Below are 18989 nucleotides of genomic sequence, written 5' to 3' on the forward strand. Positions count from 1 at the left end.
GTATAAGTTATGAAGAATGTCCGAATGTTTTTACGATTGATTATACACGCTATCAGAGAAAGAAAATCGAGGACTTTAATAATTTTCTTCGCCATTTCAGTAGGTATCGGAATAATATCGGCATTGTCCAGTGTTTATTATGACATAAACACCAAAATGGCAAAAGAACTGAGGGCTTACGGCGCCAACATATCTGTTAAAGCGGCAGAGGGGGACAAATTCAGTATTGGAAAAATTGACAATATCAAAAAAATTCTCGGAGAAGAGTCTGTCGTCGGTGTCAGACCGGATCTGTACGGCGTAGCAGATGTACAATCCAACAACTCCGTTCTTAAAAGTAAAATGCCCGTTGTTGTGGTGGGGACATGGTTTGATCAAATAGATGAAGTAAACCCTTACTGGAAGATCACAGGCTCTATACCTGTTGAAAAAGGCGCAGGTGAGGCTGTTTTGGGAGAAACTGTGGCTGAGAAGCTGAATTACGGAATCGGGGATAAAATAAAATTAACTTCCGGCAAACTGTCAAAGAAGTTTATCGTTGGTGCTGTGATAAAAACAGGAGGGGACCCGGATAACAGGATATTCCTGGATATTGAAGATGCCTGGAAAATTTTCGAAAACAAAGGTTATGTTAATACGGCAAGACTGAGTGTTATTACTGCCGATAAGAATCCTGAGTCTCTCATAGCTTCTGTTAATAAAAATGTTTCGGGAATTGAAGCCGGTTCCATTAAACGGATAGCCAGCTCTGAAGGAAAAATTCTGAGCAAAATAAAATCTGTTATGTATCTTGTTGTACTTGTCATACTTGCATCCACTGTACTGTGTGTTTCCACAACTATGATGACTATTATTGCAGAGAGAAAGAAGGAAATAGCGCTTAAAAAAGCACTTGGGGCATCTAATATGATCGTTATCAGCGAATTTTTGACAGAAGCTTTTGTTTTAGGGCTCACCGGTGGTATAGCCGGATATATATTTGGATATCTCTGTGCCCAGGTAATCGGTCAGAGTGTTTTTGACTCCTATATATCATTCAGGATAGTGGTTGTTTTTGCGACCGTTATGTTATCGGCAATTGTGGCAGGCGCGTCTGCAATGTTTCCGCTTAAAAGGGTTATAAACGTTGATCCGTCAGTCGTTTTGAAAGGAGAATAATATAATTAAGAGAGGTTTGAAATGGGTCTTATAAAACTGGAAAATGTATCGAAAATTTATAACGACAGGGTGAAAGCCCTGGATGATGTCAGTCTGGAGATAATGAAGGGCGACTGGGTGTCTATTATGGGGCCTTCGGGCTCCGGTAAAAGTACTATGTTAAATATTGTCGGATGTATGGATACTCCTACAAAAGGGGGGGTTCAAATAGACGGAATCGATATTACAAATCTTAATAAAAAAGATTTGACGGCAATCCGAAGGGATAAGATCGGACTGATTTTTCAGCAGTTTCATCTTGTCCCTTATCTTACAGCCGTTGAAAATGTGATGCTTGCCCAATATTACCATAGTATTTCTGATGAAGATGAAGCTTTGCAGGCACTGGCAAAGGTGGGTCTGCAGGACAGGGCACAACACTTTCCGTCCCAGCTTTCCGGCGGTGAGCAGCAGAGGGTATGTATAGCAAGAGCTCTTATAAATTACCCAAAACTGATTTTAGCTGATGAGCCCACCGGAAACCTCGATGAGGAAAATGAAAATATGGTGATGGATTTGCTAAGTTCTCTTCACAAGCAGGGTCATACGATTGTTGTAGTAACCCATGATTTAAATGTGTGCAAGAGGGCTGAAAGGGAGATAAATATGCAGCATGGTAAAATATTGGGCGAAATGGAGTGTGAAATGGTGTGCAAAACCGGATAAATTTGTTTACAGCTATTTTTTATATATTTTATTTTAGAGAAAAATAGTATATTAACGACTTATGAACAATTCTGAGAATTTATTGTTTTACATCACATATCTATTTTACGGTTTAGCTTTTTTTACCCTTGCGGTTTCAATTTTTTCAAAAAATCTTAAGATAAGTAAGCTTTATCTTGCCAAAATTTTGTGGTTGCTGGGTCTATTTGGATTGAGTCATGCAGTACATGAATGGCTGGAACTTTATTTGAAAATTGCCGATAGTCCGGTGGAGAGTAGTAAACTGCTGAAATTATTTCAAATTTCAAATTTGTCTCTTTCCTATTTATTAATCCTATTTTTTGGAATCTTTTTATTAAAACATCTTTATCCAAAAATAAAAAAAATTCTTAATATTCTTGCTGTAATTGCCCCGGCATTTGTTATTGTTTTAATAGTTGCATATATTAATAAAAATTTTCTCTCCTCTTTTTATGAAATACTGGATTATGTTGTGAGAAATTTTTTAGGTTTTCCCAGCGGTCTTATTGCAGGCCTTGCCATTATAATCTATGCCGCAAGTTTAAAAAACATTAGTTCAAAAGGGAGTAAAAACTTCTATTTTTCAGGCTTATGGCTAATATTGTATGCAGTTTCCACAGGACTTATTCCTACCGACATGCATGTAACTTTTTTCTCAGTAAATATTATCATAGTTCGCGCATTAACAGCTTTCGGTCTGTTGTTTTTTCTTATCAAAGCACTCAGAACATTCGATATTGAGCAGTACAATATTATTGAAAAACAGATAAACTCGATAGCTGAAGCAGAAAAAATGGCATCACTGGGTAAACTTGCAGCGGGTATTGCCCATGAAGTTAATACTCCTCTGACAAAAGCATCCCTTAATATTGAGCTGATGAAAAATAATCTTGAGAAAGACAATTACAAAGATCATACGCTATACAGAAGAATAGATAATATAGAAAAAAATATCGACAATGCTTCAAAGATTGCTAAAGAACTTTTATACTTTTCAAGAACACAGGATGAAGAATTTCAAAGGGTTCCCCTGAAGGAAATTGTTGAAAATGCTTTAAGCCTTTTACAATCAAACATGTCAAAAGTCGAAGTAAAAATTTCTGTAAGTAAAAATTTATACATAGATTGTATCCCATGGAAAATCGAAGAGGTGTTTGTAAACAATATAATGAATTCACTTGAAGCTATTGAGTACAAAGGATGGATAAAAATTGCCGCTCAAAAGGCTCAGGCAGAAATAAAAGTACTGTTTGAAGACAGTGGAGAGGGAATATCGGATGAAATTGCCGGGAAATTATTCGAGCCTTTTTTTACTACCAAAAAGCCGGGCAAGGGAACGGGACTTGGTCTCTACATATGTTATGATATTATGCAAAAGCACAATGGAGAAATAAAAGTTGAAAAAAGGATGGATAAAAATATAATTGTTTTAGTATTTCCGGAGAATTAACATTGAAAAAGATACTTATCGTTGATGATGATGAAGAGCTTTTGGAATATTTGAAAGAAGCTGTTGAGCTTGAGGATATAGGTGTTTCATGCACCAATTCTCCTTATAAAGCTCTGGATCTGACCAATAGTTCAAGCTATGACCTTGTTTTGCTTGACTACATGATGCCTGATATGGACGGCATAGACCTGTGTTCTAAAATCAGGGAAAAAGCACCCGGTATAAAAATTATTTTAATGACAGCTTTTGCCACAGTGGATAACGCCGTCAAAGCGATGAAAAAAGGTGCGGATGATTATATTCCCAAGCCTTTTAAAATAAATGAGCTGATTAATATTCTTAAGATTAATCTTGAAAAGCTGGAATTTTCCAAATGTTTCGATAATTCTGAGATGGATGAAGTCTTCGGTGTTCTTTCAAATTCTATAAGAAGAAAAATAATGTTTATTCTTAAAGATACCGGCAGCATGAAATTTATGGATATAAACAAAAAATTGGGTATTGAAGATCATACAAAAACAAACTTTCATTTGAAACAGCTGAGAAAAACGAACTTTATAGAACAATCGCCGGAAAAAACCTATTCTTTAACCGCCAAAGGGAAGCGCTTTTTGAACTGTATCGAATCGTTTTCCAAATGATTTTTATGTGAAGTTTAATTCACATAATTTCACAATCCCGTGCATAATATTTATCTGGATGTGATTCTTCTTAGATAATATTCTTACAATTACAGTATCTAAAAAGAACAGGAGGAAAGTATGAGAAAATTTTTATTCTCGTTCATTGCTGTATTTGCAATGATGTTTGGTGTTTTATCAGTAAGTTTTGCTGCCGATACGATGGTGGCAGAGAAGGTTGATTCGCCGCCGGTTCTGGACGGTCAGGTGGATAATATGTGGATGGATGTACAACCTCTGATTGTTAAAACCGTTGTGGCTGACTATGATGCAGGCAATGACCATTACAAGGACAAATGGTGGGATGCATATGAAGGAGAAGAAAAAACAGTAAAGCTTCGTTCAGTTTATACGGACGATAAAATTTATTTTCTTTTTCAGTGGAATGATCAGGAAGACAGCCGTGACAGACAGTCGTGGTACTATAACAAAAAAGAAAGTAAATGGATGCAGAAGCCCAAATATGTTCCGGATGCTAACGGCTTGCCGCCTGCATATGAAGACAAGTTTACAATGTTCTGGAATATTTCCATTGAAAATTTTGAATCAAACGGTTGCTCAACACTTTGCCACGGCGTAAAAATGAGAACCAATAATGACGGAGAAACAGCCGATATATGGCACTGGAAGAGAGACAGGGGCGGACCTGTCGGCATTATTGATGACAAATGGCTGAATAACGATGAAAACGGCAGGCATGGCGATCCCGGCAAAAGTACCTATTCTTACAATTCTCAGGAATTTGAGTATGAAGGCAAAACTGTGAAAGCACCTAAATATTGGATACCAGGCAGAGAAGATTATCACTGGATTCTTAAGTCTGAAATTGAAAACGGGACAGCAAAGAAAATAGTCAAAATGGATAAATACGGCAATCTTGTGGACGAAGCAGGGAATACTCTCAGTACAGGGGATTTCTACTTTGGCAGTCCAAGGGTGATTCCGAGTCTTGCCCCGGTAAGAATGGGTGAAGGCAGTCGTGCAGACATTAGAGAAGCTCATAACTTCGAAGACGGAATGTGGACACTTGAAATAGTTAGAGACAGAAACACAGGTGATGAAGAGCATGATGTACAGTTTACAGAAGCAGGGAAACCTTACCTGTTTTCATTAGCAATAATGGATAATGAAGCGATAGCTCATTCTACACCAGGCGGACTCTTGGGAACAGCCTATAAACTTATTCTGAAATAAGTCCCAAATAAAATGCACCCTCGGAAAAAGAGGGTGCATTTCTTACCTATTTAAATAACTCACACAACTAATTTCACATACTAAGACCTTTGAATAACTCAGGAAGCGCGGCTTTAGCCGGGCAAGCGTTCTTTTGAAATTCAGTATTCACAGGCCTGCGGGACTAAAGTCCCACTTCCTAAAACATGGAAAAACAAATTATTCAAAGGTCTTATACTTTTTTTGCAGCCACCTTTCTATAGCAAGCCGATGTGCATTAATTGCACAATACGGGCAATATTTTCACATGTCGAATTTGTGTGTTTTTTAATATTGCGCTGTTTTATAAGTAAGTTATCGGATTACATTTTTATGGCACATTTACTGCTCTTATATATGTATTACAAAATCAAAAGGAGGAAACATTATGAAAAAGTTACTTATTTTAGCAGCAATCACAGTTTTTGGAGCATCACTGGCTTTGGCTCATGGTAATGGTTACGGCAGAGGTTATGGAATGGGACCCGGAATGATGGGGCAAGGATACGGACAGGGGTATGGTCCGGGGAATTGTATGGGTAATGGTTTTCAGGGTGCCGCTGAACAGCTGAGTGAAGACGGTGCCAAGGAAGTTGTACAAAAAATAGTTGCAGCGAATTTCAAAGGGTTTAAGGTTGAAAAAGTTGAACAGTTCCGCATGCCTATGGGAATAATGTATGAAGTGGAAGTAGTTGACGGAAAGAATAACAGGTTGGAGTTTCATGTGAATCCATGGGGCAATGTGATGGGACCTTTTACCGATGGCTACAGAAATCAGAACTAAAGAAAGGCGTTAATCGCCTTTCTTTTTTTGTTGAGTTACATATCTTATATTAACAAGGAGGTAAATTATGCACGGTTATAACGGATACGGTTTCGGTATGGGATATGGAATGGGTTTTGGATGGATAATCTGGATTATAGTTATAATTTTGCTAATTTTTTTATTGGTAAAAGTTTTTGGCAGTCAAAACAATTCCACAGGCAGAGATGAAAACAGGGCTCTTGAAATACTTAAGGAGCGGTACGCAAAGGGTGAAATTGACAAACAGGAATTTGAGGAAAAGAAGAAAGATTTAAAATGACATTTTTTTGAAAGAAAAATGTGGTAAAACAAAATATATAAAATTTAGTATTTGGTTTATCACTGAATTATGTGGCAGGCTATGGCAAATGTAAAAAAGATATGCAGAACTATACAAAATTTTATTATTGCGGCAAAAATCAACAGTACGCGAAGGGGATTTATTAATGTCTTACAGGCGTCTTGAAATTACAAAATGTGGCGGGCCGGAGGTACTCAGGATAGTTGAAGAAACATCATTGCCTGAACCGGCAAAAGATGAAGTCAGAGTAAAAGTATTGGCCACTGGGGCTGCATTTACAGACATTATGATTCGCGAAGGAATGTACCCTGAAATCAAACAAAAACCACCCTTTACGATAGGCTATGATATGGTTGGTGTCGTGGATAAAATTGGCGAAGGGGTTGAAAAATTCAAGTCAGGCCAAAGGGTTGCCGATTTGATGGTCATCGGTGCATGTTCCGAATATGTATGTGTGTCGGCTGATCGATTGACATTGGTTCCTGATGAATTGGATGCAGGCGAGGCTGTAAGCCTTGTTTTGTCATACGTTACAGCTTATCAAATGCTGAACAGAATCGCTGAGGTAAAATCCGGTCAGAGAGTACTGATTCACGGAGCCGGCGGTGCAGTTGGTACAGCCATGATTCAACTGAGCGTGTTGAAGGATTTGGAAATTTATGGGACTGCTTCAAAATCAAAACATGAACTTGTTTCTAGTTTAGGGGCGGTGCCGATTGATTACCAAAATGAGGACTATTCAGATAGGTTGCGAAGTCTTGCAAACAAAGGGATAGATGCTGTATTTGATCCCATTGGCGGCGACAACCTGAAGCGATCATTTAGTGTGTTGGGGCACAGTGGAAAACTTGTCAGCTATGGTTTCTATGATTCAGTACTGGGTAAAGGTGGGAATATACCGCTGGATTTTTTGCGGCTTAAGTTATGGAATATATTTCCCAATCATCGTTCCACATCATTCTATTCTATCGGGGCTACACGAAAGAATCATCCTGATTGGTTCTCTGAAGATTTGACCACGTTGTTTGGTTTGCTTAAAGATGGACGAATTAGTCCGGTCATCGGGTTAAGGGTGCCTATGAATAAAGCAACAGAAGCGTATGAGCTTATTGAAAAGGCGAATGTGAATGGAAAAGTAATAATTGAAGTTGCTTAATCAGCCGCCCAACAAATCGTTCCATTGCCGCTTTAAAACTTGATCGTTAAAAAAACCGATATCAATTATAATGTGTTCCACTAGCATCGGTCAATGACCGATTGGCAGCTATGTAAATAGCTAAATTTGACGAAGTCAATCAATTTGTGTATACAATATATTTACCAGTCCTTTGGCTGGTGCTAGTGGCAAGGCAGCTCGGTCATTCCAGTCATCAGATGATATTCAAGACATACGGCAGGATAATCAAATAGATTAACGGTGAGAAGAACGAACTGGACAAATTTATATACGCATAGAAACCAAATTATCACAATTTTATCACAGTGGGTTTTTGGAAAAAATTAAGTTATTGGTAATACAGAAGAAAAGGAACGGAGAGGGAGGGATTCTTTCCCTCTCGCTTTATGAAAGGGTCTTCATATCTACGGAATATCTAAAGAGCCACAAACACCAAGCCGCCAAGAAAAAGCCAAGGCTCATAGTTCCCGTTTGGATCATTTGCCCATTTGTAACCAAAATATGCACAAAGGATTAGTACCAGTATCTCAATTATACCAATCACAATTTTGATCAATGGTTCGATTCCTTTTTACACATAACGCGAAAGTAACCGGCGCCGGAGCGAAGTGAAGCGAAGGGTACCGTAAAAGCGGCACGCTTTTACGGCGTCCGGTTGACTGAATGGTTATGTTTTTTGCCGGGACTGTAGGTCTGCCAAGACATTATCAATGGCCTCGATTAACGGTTTCTTGACCTGCTCCGGCTCCTTTTCTGCCCACTCTTTTCTCAGCAAATTCAGAGCTTGCCGTGTGGTTGATGCATATTCGTTGTATTTACCCAGCTCGTTAATGTACGCGATTTGACTCACCAGCTTTAAAGGGCCCGCTTCGTCGGTTCCTCGGCTCACTGACTTTAGGAGAGCATGATAGATATCAAACCGCTCTTTTTCCTGCTCTCGCTCACGTATCCCCAGATATCGTTTAGCGGAAAATGCTATCGATACCAGCGAGACAACTAACGCTATTACTGTTGCAATGGCAGCAAGATCCTGAAGTTCCATTCAATACCTTCTAAACATAACAAGTTATTATACAGTTCTGTATATCCTTCATTTTTTTATGATAGCTTGGCAATTCACTCATATCAAGTAAAACTTCTCAGCTGTATAACACGGCAATCTTAAAATTATGCTGAAAGTTCTTCCGGCACTTCTCAAAAAATATGATAGTATGTTTTGAAGAAACTATGCATTTATAGATTCATTTGACCGATATTTTAAAAAATGGTAAATTTGTTAATGGGCGATTGGTTATCAATATGATTTCAAAAAAAGATTTATCAGAACAGGATATACGGACAAAATATATTACTCCCGCCATTAATAAAGCCGGGTGGGATAAAATGACCCAGTTAAGTGAGGATGTTTACTTAACCGAAGGTAAAATATTTGTCCGTGGCAATATGTTTGCCAGAGGCAAACGAAAAAGGGCTGATTATGTTCTTTATTACAAGCCAAACATCCCCGTTGCAATAATCGAAGCCAAAGATAATAATCATACAGTCAGACATGGCATTCAGCAGGCACTGGGTTACCGGGAATTTTTGCCGGATGTGCCTTGTGTTTACAGTTCAAACGGTGATGCATTCTTTGAACATGATTTAACATCGTCCAACGGTGTATTAGAAAGAGAAATACCGCTTGATGAGTTTCCCTCTCCCGAAGAACTTTGGAAAAAATGGGGACAGGTAAATAATACTTAATAATACTTGACATGGTAGTATTAAGTGCTAAGATTTAAGTATTAAGAGGGGAGGGATAAGTTTTTATAGTTATTGAGAGGAGAAAAGCAAAAACTGAGGGGTTGAAATGGCAAGGACTAAGCGATTTAAAATTAACGGCGATGTTGGATATTATCATGTGATTTCCCGGACAGTGGGCGGAGAGTTTTTGTTGGGTGATGTTGAAAAAGAAAAGCTTCTTTCTGTTATAAAGCAGTTCAACTCATTGTATTTTGTAAACATTATCGGTTATTGTATTATGGACAACCACTTTCACCTTCTTGTAAAAACTTTATCAGTGGAAGATATCGATAATGTAGAACTTAAAGAGCGATTATCCCGCCACAATAAAAATATACCGGATGAAATCACGGAATCTGAAATAATAAAATATAAAGAAAAGCTGACTGACATATCTGAGTATGTAAAATCAATAAAAATGACGTTTTCCAGATGGTACAACAAAAAGAACAACCGAAAGGGTTATTTCTGGGGAGACAGATTTAAGAGTGTACTGGTGGAAAGCGGAGAAAGTCTTTTGAACATGCTTGCCTACATTGATTTAAACCCTGTGCGTGCAAATATCTGCAGTAAACCTGAAGAATACAGATGGTGCAGTTTCTCAGACAGATTGGCAAAGTCAAACGATGATTTCCTGAGTTTTGAAGGCACTGAGATTGATAGAATTGAAGACTATATATCGTTTATATACGGTGTGGGCAAAGTTGAGAGGAAAAGTTATAAAGGTGCAGAAAAAGGGAAAATCTCGGAAGATTCCCGACCGGAAATAAGTTTATGGCAGCACAGGATCAGATATTTTTCCGATACACTTGTTATTGGTTCAAAGGGTTTCATAGAATATGCATACAAAACATTTGAGGATAAAATAACGAAAAAGGAACGGAGAGCGCACAAAATTCCCATTGATCTGCCGCACAATTTATATTCCATCCGGCGGCTGAATAGTATTTGAGTTGTTTTATGTTTGATTGGCAGGAGATCCCTCGGCTTTGCTTGCCCTGTTGAATAATAGCTTTGCTATTTGCCTTCGGCATTCAACAGGGCGAGGGATGACATTTCGCGATAGGGCGCTACATTGTGTCACCTCTCCGCTTCGGTCGAGGTGACAAGAATGTTGGTTGTCGAATCTATGATAGCTGATGAGGAAAAATCTCGGATATCGGTTGTCACAAGTACCCCCTATGCATCTCCCCCTAAGTCAGGGGGAGAGACCAGTTCCGAACACTTATAGATTTAAGAGCTCGGGCAGGATGGGGTAATTATGTTGGCTCAATTATTCAAAGCTCTATTGTCGCTGTTTGATGATCAGTTCACTCTGCCCCGGTTGAGATGAATATTGCAAAAAACACAGCCATCAGATGATATTCAAGACATACGGCAGGATAATCAAACAAATTAACGGTGAGAAGAACGAACTGGATAAATTTATATACGCATAAAAACCGTTTAGAACAATTTTAGCACAATGGATTTTGCCGAAAAATTAAGTTGTTGGTAATACAGAAGAAAAAAAACGGAGAGGGAGGGATTCGAACCCTCGGTACGCGTTAACGTACACACGATTTCCAATCGTGCTCCTTCGGCCAACTCGGACACCTCTCCTGAATTGACAAGGATGTCTTATATCAACTTAATAATAAATTGTAAAGAATAAAAATCTGGGATTGTATTAATTGCTGCAGATGGTTAAAGCCAGCCTTTCTTTTTGAATATGAATATAGGCAGTATTGCGGAAGCAAGCATCAGTCCTAATGAGAAGGGATAGCCTAATAACCAGTCCAACTCCGGCATAAACTCGAAGTTCATCCCGTAAATACTTGCGATAAGGGTAGGGGGCAGGAAGATAACGGAAACCACGGTGAAAATTTTCACCACTTTGTTTTGCTCTATTCCCAGAAGTCCCAAAAAAATGTTGTGTATATAGTCAAGCCGGTCAAAATTGTATTTCGTATATTCAATCAAAGAGTTAACATCTTTTATCATTATTTTCAGATTATTCAGTAAAGACTGGGGAACTTTCGGGGATTTCAACATGGAAGATATTATGCGCTGTTTATCGATCAAACTGTCTCTTATCATCGTGTTCATATCTTCAAAACGGGAAATTATCTCCAAAATATCTTCATTATCTGTTTCATCTGAGAAAAGTTGCTTTCTGAGTGTAGTAACCGATCTGGACAAATTCTCAATAATATCCGCATCTATATCAATTCGTGATTCAAGTATGTAACCGAATACATCATAGCCGCTGATGAACAGGTTTGGTGCTGATAAAAGTTTCTTTTCACAGTCGTTAAATGTCTTGAATTCCCTGTATCTGATTGTAATAAGCATATGGTCTTTCAGGATGAAACTGATACTTTCATTATATGAATGTTTATCTTCCGAAATCATAAAGAAACTGTTTATCGTAATATCATCTTCATCTTCCCAAAAACGTGAACTTACCTCAATTTCCTGAGATTCCTGACGGGTGGGAAATTCAAGGTTGTATTCACTTTCTATTATTTTGAAATCATTCTGTGAAGGGAATGTTATATCTATCCATAGTATATCTTCTTTAGCCGGAAGTATTTCAAAAGAGTCCTGAGTGTACAGACTAATTTTGCCCTTTTTCTTAAGGTAAAATTTGATCATGTTCCCCTTCCAATGTTTAATTAAACTATTCTCTATAACTAATTCCAGAGTCAATAAAAGTCAATGAGTTTGTATTTTTTGTGTATAGGAAATTTCAGTATATTATTTCTATTTTTATGATATACTAAGATATTACCCCGCTTGACATTTGTACAAAATATGATAAGTTTAAATTTACATTAGAAAATATTCATGTTGAAAAAAGTTATGTAGAAGTTATTTTTGTTTAGTAAGATAAAATTTAAAATGGAGCTGATATGGACGACAAGGTTAAAATTAAAATCAAAAATGTTTCCAAGATTTTCGGCGATCATCCTGAAGAAGCTCTTAAGTTACTGGATGACGGCTACGACAAAGACACAATTATGGAAGAAACAAAACAGGCTGTGGGTGTTGCTAAGGCTTCATTCAATGTCTATGAAGGTGAAATTGTTGTTGTTATGGGGCTTTCTGGCAGTGGAAAATCAACACTTGTAAGATGTATAAACAGGCTTATTGAACCCACTGCAGGCGAGATTTATGTGGATGATATCAATGTCTTAAAGCTTGATGAGAAAGAGCTGAGGCAATTCAGACAAAAATATACTGGAATGGTTTTCCAGCATTTTGCTCTTTTCCCCCACTGGACGGTGTTGAGAAATACATCGTACGGTCTGGAGATTCAGGACGTTGACAAGGCTGAAAGAGAAGAAAAAGCAATGAAAGCGCTTGAAATGGTTGGATTGAAAGGCTGGGAAGATAACCTGCCGGAGCAGCTTTCAGGTGGTATGCAGCAGAGAGTTGGTCTTGCCAGAGCATTGGCACTTGATCCGGAAGTACTGCTTATGGATGAGGCATTCAGCGCTCTCGATCCTTTGATCAGAACTGATATGCAGGACGAGCTTATTAATCTGCAGGAAAAGATGCAGAAAACTATTCTTTTTATCAGTCATGATCTTGATGAGGCTTTGAGACTCGGTGACAGGATCGTACTTATGAAAGACGGTGGTGTTGTTCAGATCGGTACTCCGGAAGAAATTCTTACCAATCCTGCCGATGAATATGTCAGAAGATTTGTGGAGGATGTTGATTCCACAAAGGTTTTAACTGCCGAATCCGTCATGAAAAAAACAGAAGCAGTTGGTTATCTGAAAAGTGACGGTCCGAAAGCTGCTCTGAGAAAAATGCGGAAAAGCAATATTGCAAGTCTTTTTGTTGTCGATGAAAAACATAAGGTGGTTGGTATTGTGAATGTTGGTGACGTTGCCAAAAATGTAAATAAAGGAATGGATACTATACGTGATATACTTGATAAAGATATTATTAAAGTAAAACTCGATACTCCTGCTCACGACCTTTTCGACCTTATAAAGGGGTCTAAATATCCGCTTGCTGTGGTCAATGATGATGACCATTTGAAAGGAGTCGTGGTCAGAGGTTCGCTTATATCGATGTTGTCCAGAGAGGAGGTAATTGATGAGTAATATTCCAAGGGTACCGTTAGGTGACTGGATAGAAGCTTTTATAACTTTTTTGGTTGATAATCTGTCTGTGCTTACGCAGGCTTTCTCTACTGTAACTGAACAGGGGCTGGACTGGCTGGAATCTGCTTTTCTATTTTTACCGCCATGGCTGTTTATAATTGTTGCCAGTGCCCTTACTTACTGGGCAACAAAAAGGAAAGGTGTTACGCTTTTTGCACTGATAGGGCTTTTGCTGATCTGGAATTTGGATTTGTGGCGCGCATCTATAAGCACATTGTCACTTGTTATCGTTGCTACATTTTTTTCAATATTCGCAGGAGTCCCTATAGGTATATTGGCAGCACTTTATCAGAAAGTATATAAAATAGTTACGCCAATTCTGGATTTTATGCAGACACTGCCTGCTTTTGTATATCTTATTCCCGCTATTTCTTTTTTCGGTCTGGGGAAAGTACCTGCGATATTTGCTACAGTTATTTTCTCCATTCCTCCTACGATACGTTTAACAGCTCTTGGAATCCGTCAGGTTCCGAAAGATCTCGTTGAATGTTCGGAAGCTTTTGGTTCCAATAAGAAGCAGCGTTTGGTTCAATTGCAGCTTCCTATTGCCAAATCGACAATAATGGCAGGGGTCAACCAGACGATTATGCTCGCTCTTTCAATGGTTGTTATTGCAGCTATGATTGGTGCAGCCGGACTTGGTGGCGAAGTTTGGCGTGGTATACAGAGACTTTGGGTAGGCAGAAGTTTTGAAGCCGGTATAGGTATTGTTATTATCGCTATAATACTTGATCGTATCACACAAAGTGTGGCGAAATAGAAGCACAAAAATAAAAAGGAGGTCAAAATGAAAAAATTGACTAAAATTATTGCTGTAATGCTGACAATGTTAATTTTGTCTGCAACTGCAGTTATGGCTAAGCAAGAGAAAGTTACCATTCCTTATGTGGAATGGGCAAGGTGTGTGGCAATTACACATGTTGCAGGTGGTATCCTTGAAGACTTAGGATATGATGTTCAGCTCAGATCCGTTGCAAACGCTGCAATGTGGGCATCAGTAAATACTGGCGATTCCGATGCACTTATGTGTGCCTGGCTACCTCTCACTCATGGTGACCTTTATAAGAAATACCAGGATGGCATTGAGAATGCCCAGACAAACTATGAGGGAGCAGTTACAGGTCTTGTAGTACCTTCCTATGTTAAAGCTGACAGTATTTCAGAACTTGCAGATTATAAAGAGAAGTTCAACGGTGAAATCATAGGTATTGATCCCGGTGCAGGTATGTCCAAGGCGATTGACAAGGCTATTAAAAATGATACATCAAATCTCGGCGAGTTTAGGTATGTGACCGGCAGTGGTGCTATTATGATGGCAAGCCTTGACAGAGCAATCAAAAATAACGAATGGATCGTTGTTCCTCTTTGGAAACCTCATTGGGCATTCGGTGCTTATGATCTGAAAGTTCTGAAAGATAAAAACGGTATTTTCAGTGAATCTGAAACAATTGACACCATTGTACGTAAAGATTTGAAAGAGGATGACAAGCTTCTGTACAGTTTTTTCAGCAACTTTGACTGGACAAAGTTAGATCTCAGTCCTGTTTTACTTGATAACAAGAACCAGATGGCTCCTTCAAAGAGTGCCGAGAAATTTATCGAGAATAACAAAGAGAAGATCAACAAGCTGTTAGAACCTGTTAAAGAAGCAGCTAAGTAAGTAATGTTAATCCTGCCACTAACTTTTAGTGGCAGGATTTTTCATTTCTGTAATACCTACCACATTATACAAACAAATAACTTATATAACCTATAAAACATCTATGAACCTTATAACCTTACTACCACACACATAAAACTGTAGATTATAAGCAGAGACGCAGAAATTATTAGCATATAGATGGAGACCTCTCCGCTTCGGTCGAGGTGACAATTTTTTGCACAACATCCGCGTTGTGCGGCTAAATAGAATGTAAACATAAGGCATTCTTTCGAGCGCACACTTAAAGCGTTTAGTGCGCGGTTATCACCTCAACTATCTCTCCATCTCCCTATCTCATAAGTCTTACTTTTGCAAAAGCGGGTGATGACATTTGTAGTTAATGCTTCCATTTATCTCAGGTTTTTTGGTTTCACATATATTTGTCATATGATTGCATCTGTCGTGAAATACGCATCTGTTATCATCTTCAGCGGTATTGGATTTAATTGTGCCCGGAATGGAAAAAAGGAAATCTTCTTTTTTGTTAATATCAGGGATGCAGCTTTTCAGAGCATAGGTATACGGATGCCTTATTATATTTGATTTAAGATCAGAAGCACTTATCTTTTCCATTAACTCGCCGGCATATAAAATTAAAATGTTGTCACATATTGTCTGTAGCAGAGACAGATCATGGGAGATGAATATAATTGAGATTGATTTTTGTTTATTCAGTTTAAGCAGTAAATCTATTATCTGAGCCTGAATTGTAACATCCAGAGCAGTTGTGGGTTCGTCTGCAATAAGAATTTCGGGATTTGTTGAAAGGGCGAGTGCTATCATAACTCTTTGGTTCATTCCGCCGCTTAAATTATGCGGATAACTTTTCATGCGTTCCTCAGGATGATCTATTTCAACTTCCGAAAGCAGTTTGACAGCCTCTTTTTCAGCTTCTTTCTTATTCATACCCTTATTAAATGTTATAAGAGTTTCAATAAGTTGGTAACCTACTGTAAATACCGGATTTAGTGAAGCGGAAGGGTTCTGGAATATCATTGAGAAAAAGCGGCCGCGATACTTTTTCAAATGGGAAAGACTGGAATATTTTTCACCTTTTATACTGATTGTGCCGTCTGTTTTTATGAGAGGCTCCTTTATCAGCCCCATCAATGTTTTTGAAAGGACTGTCTTTCCCGAGCCTGATTCTCCTGCAATTCCAAGGATCTCACCTTTTTTAAGTTCCAGTGAAATATCTCTTAAGATATAAGTTCTTGGTTGGGAATGCTTTAGTTCTACAAAGAGGTTATTTGCCTGAATCATGTGAAAATAATATTTGAAAAATTTTACTTTGTCTATAAAATTATATTAAAGAGCTTTGAGTAATTTAAAAAACAAAAAATAAGACCTTTGAATAATTTGTTTTTCCATGTTTTAGGAAGTGGGACTTTAGTCCCGCAGGCCTGTGAATACTGAATTTCAAAAGAACGCTTGCCCGGCTAAAGCCGCGCTTCCTGAGTTATTCAAAGGTCTTAAAATAATATTCGGTGATTTTTATATTATATGCAAAAATTAATTTTTTTAAACGACTGGTTCTTTAATGAAAAACTGCTGTACGATAGTTTTGAGCCGTTGACAAACCGTTTTGATGTGGAAATATCTAAATCTTCTGATTTCTTGAATATAGGAGAAAATGATATTATTGCAGGGTGGGGCAGCGGTTGCCTGGATATCCTGGAAGCTATGAATAAAAGCGACTTGAATAATATTAAAATTTTAATTTCACCATACCTCGATTACGATTATTTTGTTTACAACAGCAGCGATAAATCAGGTGAATTTGAAGCGACGTATCGAAAAAAAACAGGTATACTGGAAGATGAATATATTGATACTGAGAGGGACATAACCAAAAATCGCGGCAAAGTTGTATATCCTGATAAAAATCGATGGTTCACAAATACATACGTTTTTATCGGGGATTCTGACCGTCTTGTGCTTTTTAAGTACCATCTGTATTTTGCAGAAATGTATAACGGATGCTCTTTTCACCTTATTGAAAACGCTGGGTTTGCCCCTTTTTACAAAAGTGGTGATTTCCTGGATATTCTGGAGGCTAATGCACCCTTATGACAAGATCAGAAGGTTTGCTGGAAGAAATTTTGGAAAGGGTGGATATTGCTGAGTATATTTCCCAATTTGTCGATTTGAAGAAAACGGGCAGCAGCTTTAAAGGGTTATGCCCTTTTCATGATGAAAGAACCCCTTCATTCTCTGTAACACCTGAGAAAAAACTTTACCACTGTTTTGGATGCGGTGCAGCCGGCAATGTCGTTGGATTTGCAATGAAATATCATAACCTGGATTTTGTGGATGCAATGAAAATGCTGTGTGAGCGTTACAATATCGTATTCGAGCAGCGAGAGCGCCCGAGACATTACAATGAGATACTTGAAATTCATAAAGAGCTTCTTGTCCGTTCCAAGCAGGATTTAATCGGTAATACCGGCAGGCATGCTTTGGAGTATATGCTGAAAAGAGGTTTTGACAGGCAGATACTGGATGAGTTTGATATCGGTTTTTTCCCGGAAAATTTTGACATATCGTTTTTAAGGAAAAAATATTCCAAAAATTCACTTGCAGCTACAGGTCTTTTTTACGAATATTCCGGGCGGTTGAAATTTAAGTTTGCTGGCCGGCTGAGTTTCCCCATTAAAGATACTATGGGGAATGTTATTGCCTTCAGCGGACGGTCACTGAAAGATGATGTGAAACCGAAATATATAAATTCGCCCACGACAGATGTTTTTGAAAAACGCAAATTTCTCTACAACATGGACGGTGCTAAATCTAAGATGAAAGAGGAAAAAACGGGAATTGTTGTAGAAGGTTATATCGACGTAATGCGGTGCAGTCAGGCAGGTATCAAAAATACCGTTTCTCCTATGGGAACATCCTTTACTAAAGAGCAGGCAGCGCTTCTTAAACGTTACTGCGATGATGTCATACTCGTGTTTGACGGAGATTTTGCAGGAAAAAAAGCAGCTTACAGATCACTGGAAACGTTTATAGATATAAATTTTTTCCCACAGGTTGTTTTTCTGCCGGAGGAGGATGATCCTGATTCTTTGATAAAAGAAAAAGGTGTTTCTGCTTTTTTGGAAAAGCTTGAAAGCAGAAAAGATTTGTTTGTCACTTATATAAACAATTTGTCAAAGTATGCAGATTCATACCAGAAAAAGCTCAAAATCATAGAAAGGATTAAATCACTCCTGATCAAAGTTAAAAACCCGTATTTAAAAGATGAGTATTTTGCCCAGACAGCAAAGATTTTTGGTTTAAATGAAGAAACTTTACGCAAAGATATTGAATTTTCTTCACATAAGAATACTTTTAATACAATTGAAAAAAGAGGTGGTAAATTAAATTATTTTTGTGAGGAAAATTTTCTCGCCTCCTTATTTAGTCTTTCAGAAGATGTTATCGATTCTTTGTTGGAAGATATGAATGAAGAATATTTCAGTGATGAAAATTTTAGAAAGATTTATAAAAAAATTATTGATGTTTTGAAAAATGGTGATATTATGCATGTTCTGCTCAATGATGAAGAGATAGGGGAGATTGCCTCGAACATCTTAATCACGGACTTTGGGGATGAAGATCCTTATGCCGTGGCTCTTAAAAACAAAAATAAGTTAAGGTTTAATTATCTGGAAAGGATGAAAAAAATTAAAATCAATGAACTTAGTCAGTTCAAAAACGATCCTGTTAAATCTGAAGAAATACTTGAAAAACTCAATAAAATATTAACCGAAATTAAAGAACTCAGATCGTCAGTTTTGGAGGTTTAAACGTCTATGCCTAAGAAAATAAAAATACCCGAAGTTAAGCAACTCATC

The 18989-nt window shown here is 37.9% G+C and carries 17 protein-coding genes, 1 tRNA gene and 1 pseudogene; 15 read left to right on the top strand and 4 right to left on the bottom strand.

What is annotated here, in order from left to right; genetic code table 11:
* The first annotated feature begins 9 nt into the window (after nucleotides 1–9).
* From UMU13_RS04300 to UMU13_RS04335, 8 genes are all read left to right on the top strand, one after another.
* A complete protein-coding gene (locus UMU13_RS04300; protein ID WP_328217356.1) occupies nucleotides 10–1158 on the top strand; it encodes an ABC transporter permease in 1149 nt (382 codons plus the stop codon).
* Nucleotides 1159–1179: 21 nt separating this feature from the next.
* Complete coding sequence (locus UMU13_RS04305; protein ID WP_328217357.1) at nucleotides 1180–1863, top strand: ABC transporter ATP-binding protein; 684 nt, start codon at nucleotides 1180–1182, stop codon at nucleotides 1861–1863.
* A 211-nt stretch (nucleotides 1864–2074) separates the two neighbouring features.
* Entirely contained in the window at nucleotides 2075–3334 is a 1260-nt protein-coding gene (locus UMU13_RS04310; protein WP_328217358.1) for a sensor histidine kinase, read from the top strand.
* A 2-nt stretch (nucleotides 3335–3336) separates the two neighbouring features.
* Entirely contained in the window at nucleotides 3337–3975 is a 639-nt protein-coding gene (locus UMU13_RS04315) for a response regulator (RefSeq protein ID WP_328217359.1), read from the top strand.
* A gap of 120 nt (nucleotides 3976–4095) precedes the next feature.
* Nucleotides 4096–5208, top strand: coding sequence for an ethylbenzene dehydrogenase-related protein (locus tag UMU13_RS04320; RefSeq protein WP_328217360.1), 1113 nt, complete (start codon nucleotides 4096–4098; stop codon nucleotides 5206–5208).
* A 406-nt stretch (nucleotides 5209–5614) separates the two neighbouring features.
* A complete protein-coding gene (locus UMU13_RS04325) occupies nucleotides 5615–6010 on the top strand; it encodes a PepSY domain-containing protein (protein ID WP_328217361.1) in 396 nt (131 codons plus the stop codon).
* A 67-nt stretch (nucleotides 6011–6077) separates the two neighbouring features.
* Nucleotides 6078–6311 (top strand): SHOCT domain-containing protein, encoded by a 234-nt coding sequence (locus UMU13_RS04330; RefSeq protein WP_328217362.1) that lies wholly within the window; start codon nucleotides 6078–6080, stop codon nucleotides 6309–6311.
* Nucleotides 6312–6477: 166 nt separating this feature from the next.
* The gene (locus UMU13_RS04335) at nucleotides 6478–7488 is read left to right on the top strand and encodes a medium chain dehydrogenase/reductase family protein (RefSeq protein WP_328217363.1); all 1011 of its coding nucleotides are present in this window, start codon (nucleotides 6478–6480) and stop codon (nucleotides 7486–7488) included.
* A 688-nt stretch (nucleotides 7489–8176) separates the two neighbouring features.
* Here UMU13_RS04335 and UMU13_RS04340 read toward each other — a convergent pair.
* Nucleotides 8177–8551, bottom strand: coding sequence for a hypothetical protein (locus UMU13_RS04340; protein ID WP_328217364.1), 375 nt, complete (start codon nucleotides 8549–8551; stop codon nucleotides 8177–8179).
* Between the two features lie 257 nt (nucleotides 8552–8808).
* On the opposite strand from UMU13_RS04340, the pseudogene UMU13_RS04345 reads away from it, so the two are divergent.
* Together UMU13_RS04345 and UMU13_RS04350 are read left to right on the top strand one after the other, a co-directional pair.
* Nucleotides 8809–9237: pseudogene (locus tag UMU13_RS04345) on the top strand (type I restriction endonuclease); the annotation flags it as partial.
* 121 nt (nucleotides 9238–9358) lie between these two features.
* Nucleotides 9359–10243 carry a transposase gene (locus UMU13_RS04350; protein WP_328217367.1) on the top strand — a complete coding sequence of 295 codons (885 nt, stop codon included), beginning with the start codon at nucleotides 9359–9361 and terminating at the stop codon, nucleotides 10241–10243.
* A 562-nt stretch (nucleotides 10244–10805) separates the two neighbouring features.
* Here UMU13_RS04350 and UMU13_RS04355 read toward each other — a convergent pair.
* Together UMU13_RS04355 and corA are read right to left on the bottom strand one after the other, a co-directional pair.
* Nucleotides 10806–10893: transfer RNA gene (locus tag UMU13_RS04355), tRNA-Ser, on the bottom strand.
* Nucleotides 10894–10977: 84 nt separating this feature from the next.
* Nucleotides 10978–11928 (bottom strand): magnesium/cobalt transporter CorA, encoded by a 951-nt coding sequence (corA, locus tag UMU13_RS04360; protein WP_328217368.1) that lies wholly within the window; start codon nucleotides 11926–11928, stop codon nucleotides 10978–10980.
* A 257-nt stretch (nucleotides 11929–12185) separates the two neighbouring features.
* On the opposite strand from corA, the gene UMU13_RS04365 reads away from it, so the two are divergent.
* From UMU13_RS04365 to UMU13_RS04375, 3 genes are read left to right on the top strand one after another with little or no spacing between them, the layout of a single operon-like run.
* The gene (locus UMU13_RS04365) at nucleotides 12186–13391 is read left to right on the top strand and encodes a quaternary amine ABC transporter ATP-binding protein (RefSeq protein WP_328217369.1); all 1206 of its coding nucleotides are present in this window, start codon (nucleotides 12186–12188) and stop codon (nucleotides 13389–13391) included.
* On the top strand, nucleotides 13384–14211 hold the full coding sequence (locus UMU13_RS04370) for an ABC transporter permease (RefSeq protein ID WP_328217370.1): 828 nt from the start codon (nucleotides 13384–13386) through the stop codon (nucleotides 14209–14211). Before UMU13_RS04365 ends, UMU13_RS04370 begins: the two co-directional genes overlap by 8 nt.
* Before the next feature lie 27 nt (nucleotides 14212–14238).
* On the top strand, nucleotides 14239–15111 hold the full coding sequence (locus UMU13_RS04375; RefSeq protein ID WP_328217371.1) for a glycine betaine ABC transporter substrate-binding protein: 873 nt from the start codon (nucleotides 14239–14241) through the stop codon (nucleotides 15109–15111).
* Between the two features lie 345 nt (nucleotides 15112–15456).
* On the opposite strand, the gene UMU13_RS04380 is transcribed toward UMU13_RS04375, so the two are convergent.
* The gene (locus UMU13_RS04380) at nucleotides 15457–16413 is read right to left on the bottom strand and encodes an ABC transporter ATP-binding protein (RefSeq protein ID WP_328217372.1); all 957 of its coding nucleotides are present in this window, start codon (nucleotides 16411–16413) and stop codon (nucleotides 15457–15459) included.
* A 240-nt stretch (nucleotides 16414–16653) separates the two neighbouring features.
* On the opposite strand from UMU13_RS04380, the gene UMU13_RS04385 reads away from it, so the two are divergent.
* Nucleotides 16654–17223: a hypothetical protein gene (locus tag UMU13_RS04385; RefSeq protein WP_328217373.1), complete on the top strand. Its 570-nt coding sequence runs from the start codon at nucleotides 16654–16656 to the stop codon at nucleotides 17221–17223.
* Entirely contained in the window at nucleotides 17220–18941 is a 1722-nt protein-coding gene (dnaG, locus tag UMU13_RS04390) for a DNA primase (protein ID WP_328217375.1), read from the top strand. Before UMU13_RS04385 ends, dnaG begins: the two co-directional genes overlap by 4 nt.
* Nucleotides 18942–18989: the final 48 nt, after the last annotated feature.

Source organism: Flexistipes sp., assembly GCF_036172515.1.
In the GTDB taxonomy this organism is placed as follows: Bacteria; Chrysiogenota; Deferribacteres; order Deferribacterales; family Flexistipitaceae; genus Flexistipes.

What these genes read in the sequence shown, in the direction of transcription:
- UMU13_RS04340 (WP_328217364.1), bottom strand. Translation starts at nt 8,551, where the DNA reads ATGGAACTTCAGGATCTTGCTGCCATTGCAACAGTAATAGCGTTAGTT.
- UMU13_RS04335 (WP_328217363.1), top strand. Translation starts at nt 6,478, where the DNA reads ATGTCTTACAGGCGTCTTGAAATTACAAAATGTGGCGGGCCGGAGGTA.
- UMU13_RS04305 (WP_328217357.1), top strand. Translation starts at nt 1,180, where the DNA reads ATGGGTCTTATAAAACTGGAAAATGTATCGAAAATTTATAACGACAGG.
- dnaG (WP_328217375.1), top strand. Translation starts at nt 17,220, where the DNA reads ATGACAAGATCAGAAGGTTTGCTGGAAGAAATTTTGGAAAGGGTGGAT.
- UMU13_RS04385 (WP_328217373.1), top strand. Translation starts at nt 16,654, where the DNA reads ATGCAAAAATTAATTTTTTTAAACGACTGGTTCTTTAATGAAAAACTG.
- UMU13_RS04350 (WP_328217367.1), top strand. Translation starts at nt 9,359, where the DNA reads ATGGCAAGGACTAAGCGATTTAAAATTAACGGCGATGTTGGATATTAT.
- UMU13_RS04330 (WP_328217362.1), top strand. Translation starts at nt 6,078, where the DNA reads ATGCACGGTTATAACGGATACGGTTTCGGTATGGGATATGGAATGGGT.
- UMU13_RS04370 (WP_328217370.1), top strand. Translation starts at nt 13,384, where the DNA reads ATGAGTAATATTCCAAGGGTACCGTTAGGTGACTGGATAGAAGCTTTT.
- UMU13_RS04375 (WP_328217371.1), top strand. Translation starts at nt 14,239, where the DNA reads ATGAAAAAATTGACTAAAATTATTGCTGTAATGCTGACAATGTTAATT.
- UMU13_RS04325 (WP_328217361.1), top strand. Translation starts at nt 5,615, where the DNA reads ATGAAAAAGTTACTTATTTTAGCAGCAATCACAGTTTTTGGAGCATCA.
- UMU13_RS04300 (WP_328217356.1), top strand. Translation starts at nt 10, where the DNA reads ATGAAGAATGTCCGAATGTTTTTACGATTGATTATACACGCTATCAGA.
- UMU13_RS04380 (WP_328217372.1), bottom strand. Translation starts at nt 16,413, where the DNA reads ATGATTCAGGCAAATAACCTCTTTGTAGAACTAAAGCATTCCCAACCA.
- corA (WP_328217368.1), bottom strand. Translation starts at nt 11,928, where the DNA reads ATGATCAAATTTTACCTTAAGAAAAAGGGCAAAATTAGTCTGTACACT.
- UMU13_RS04320 (WP_328217360.1), top strand. Translation starts at nt 4,096, where the DNA reads ATGAGAAAATTTTTATTCTCGTTCATTGCTGTATTTGCAATGATGTTT.
- UMU13_RS04365 (WP_328217369.1), top strand. Translation starts at nt 12,186, where the DNA reads ATGGACGACAAGGTTAAAATTAAAATCAAAAATGTTTCCAAGATTTTC.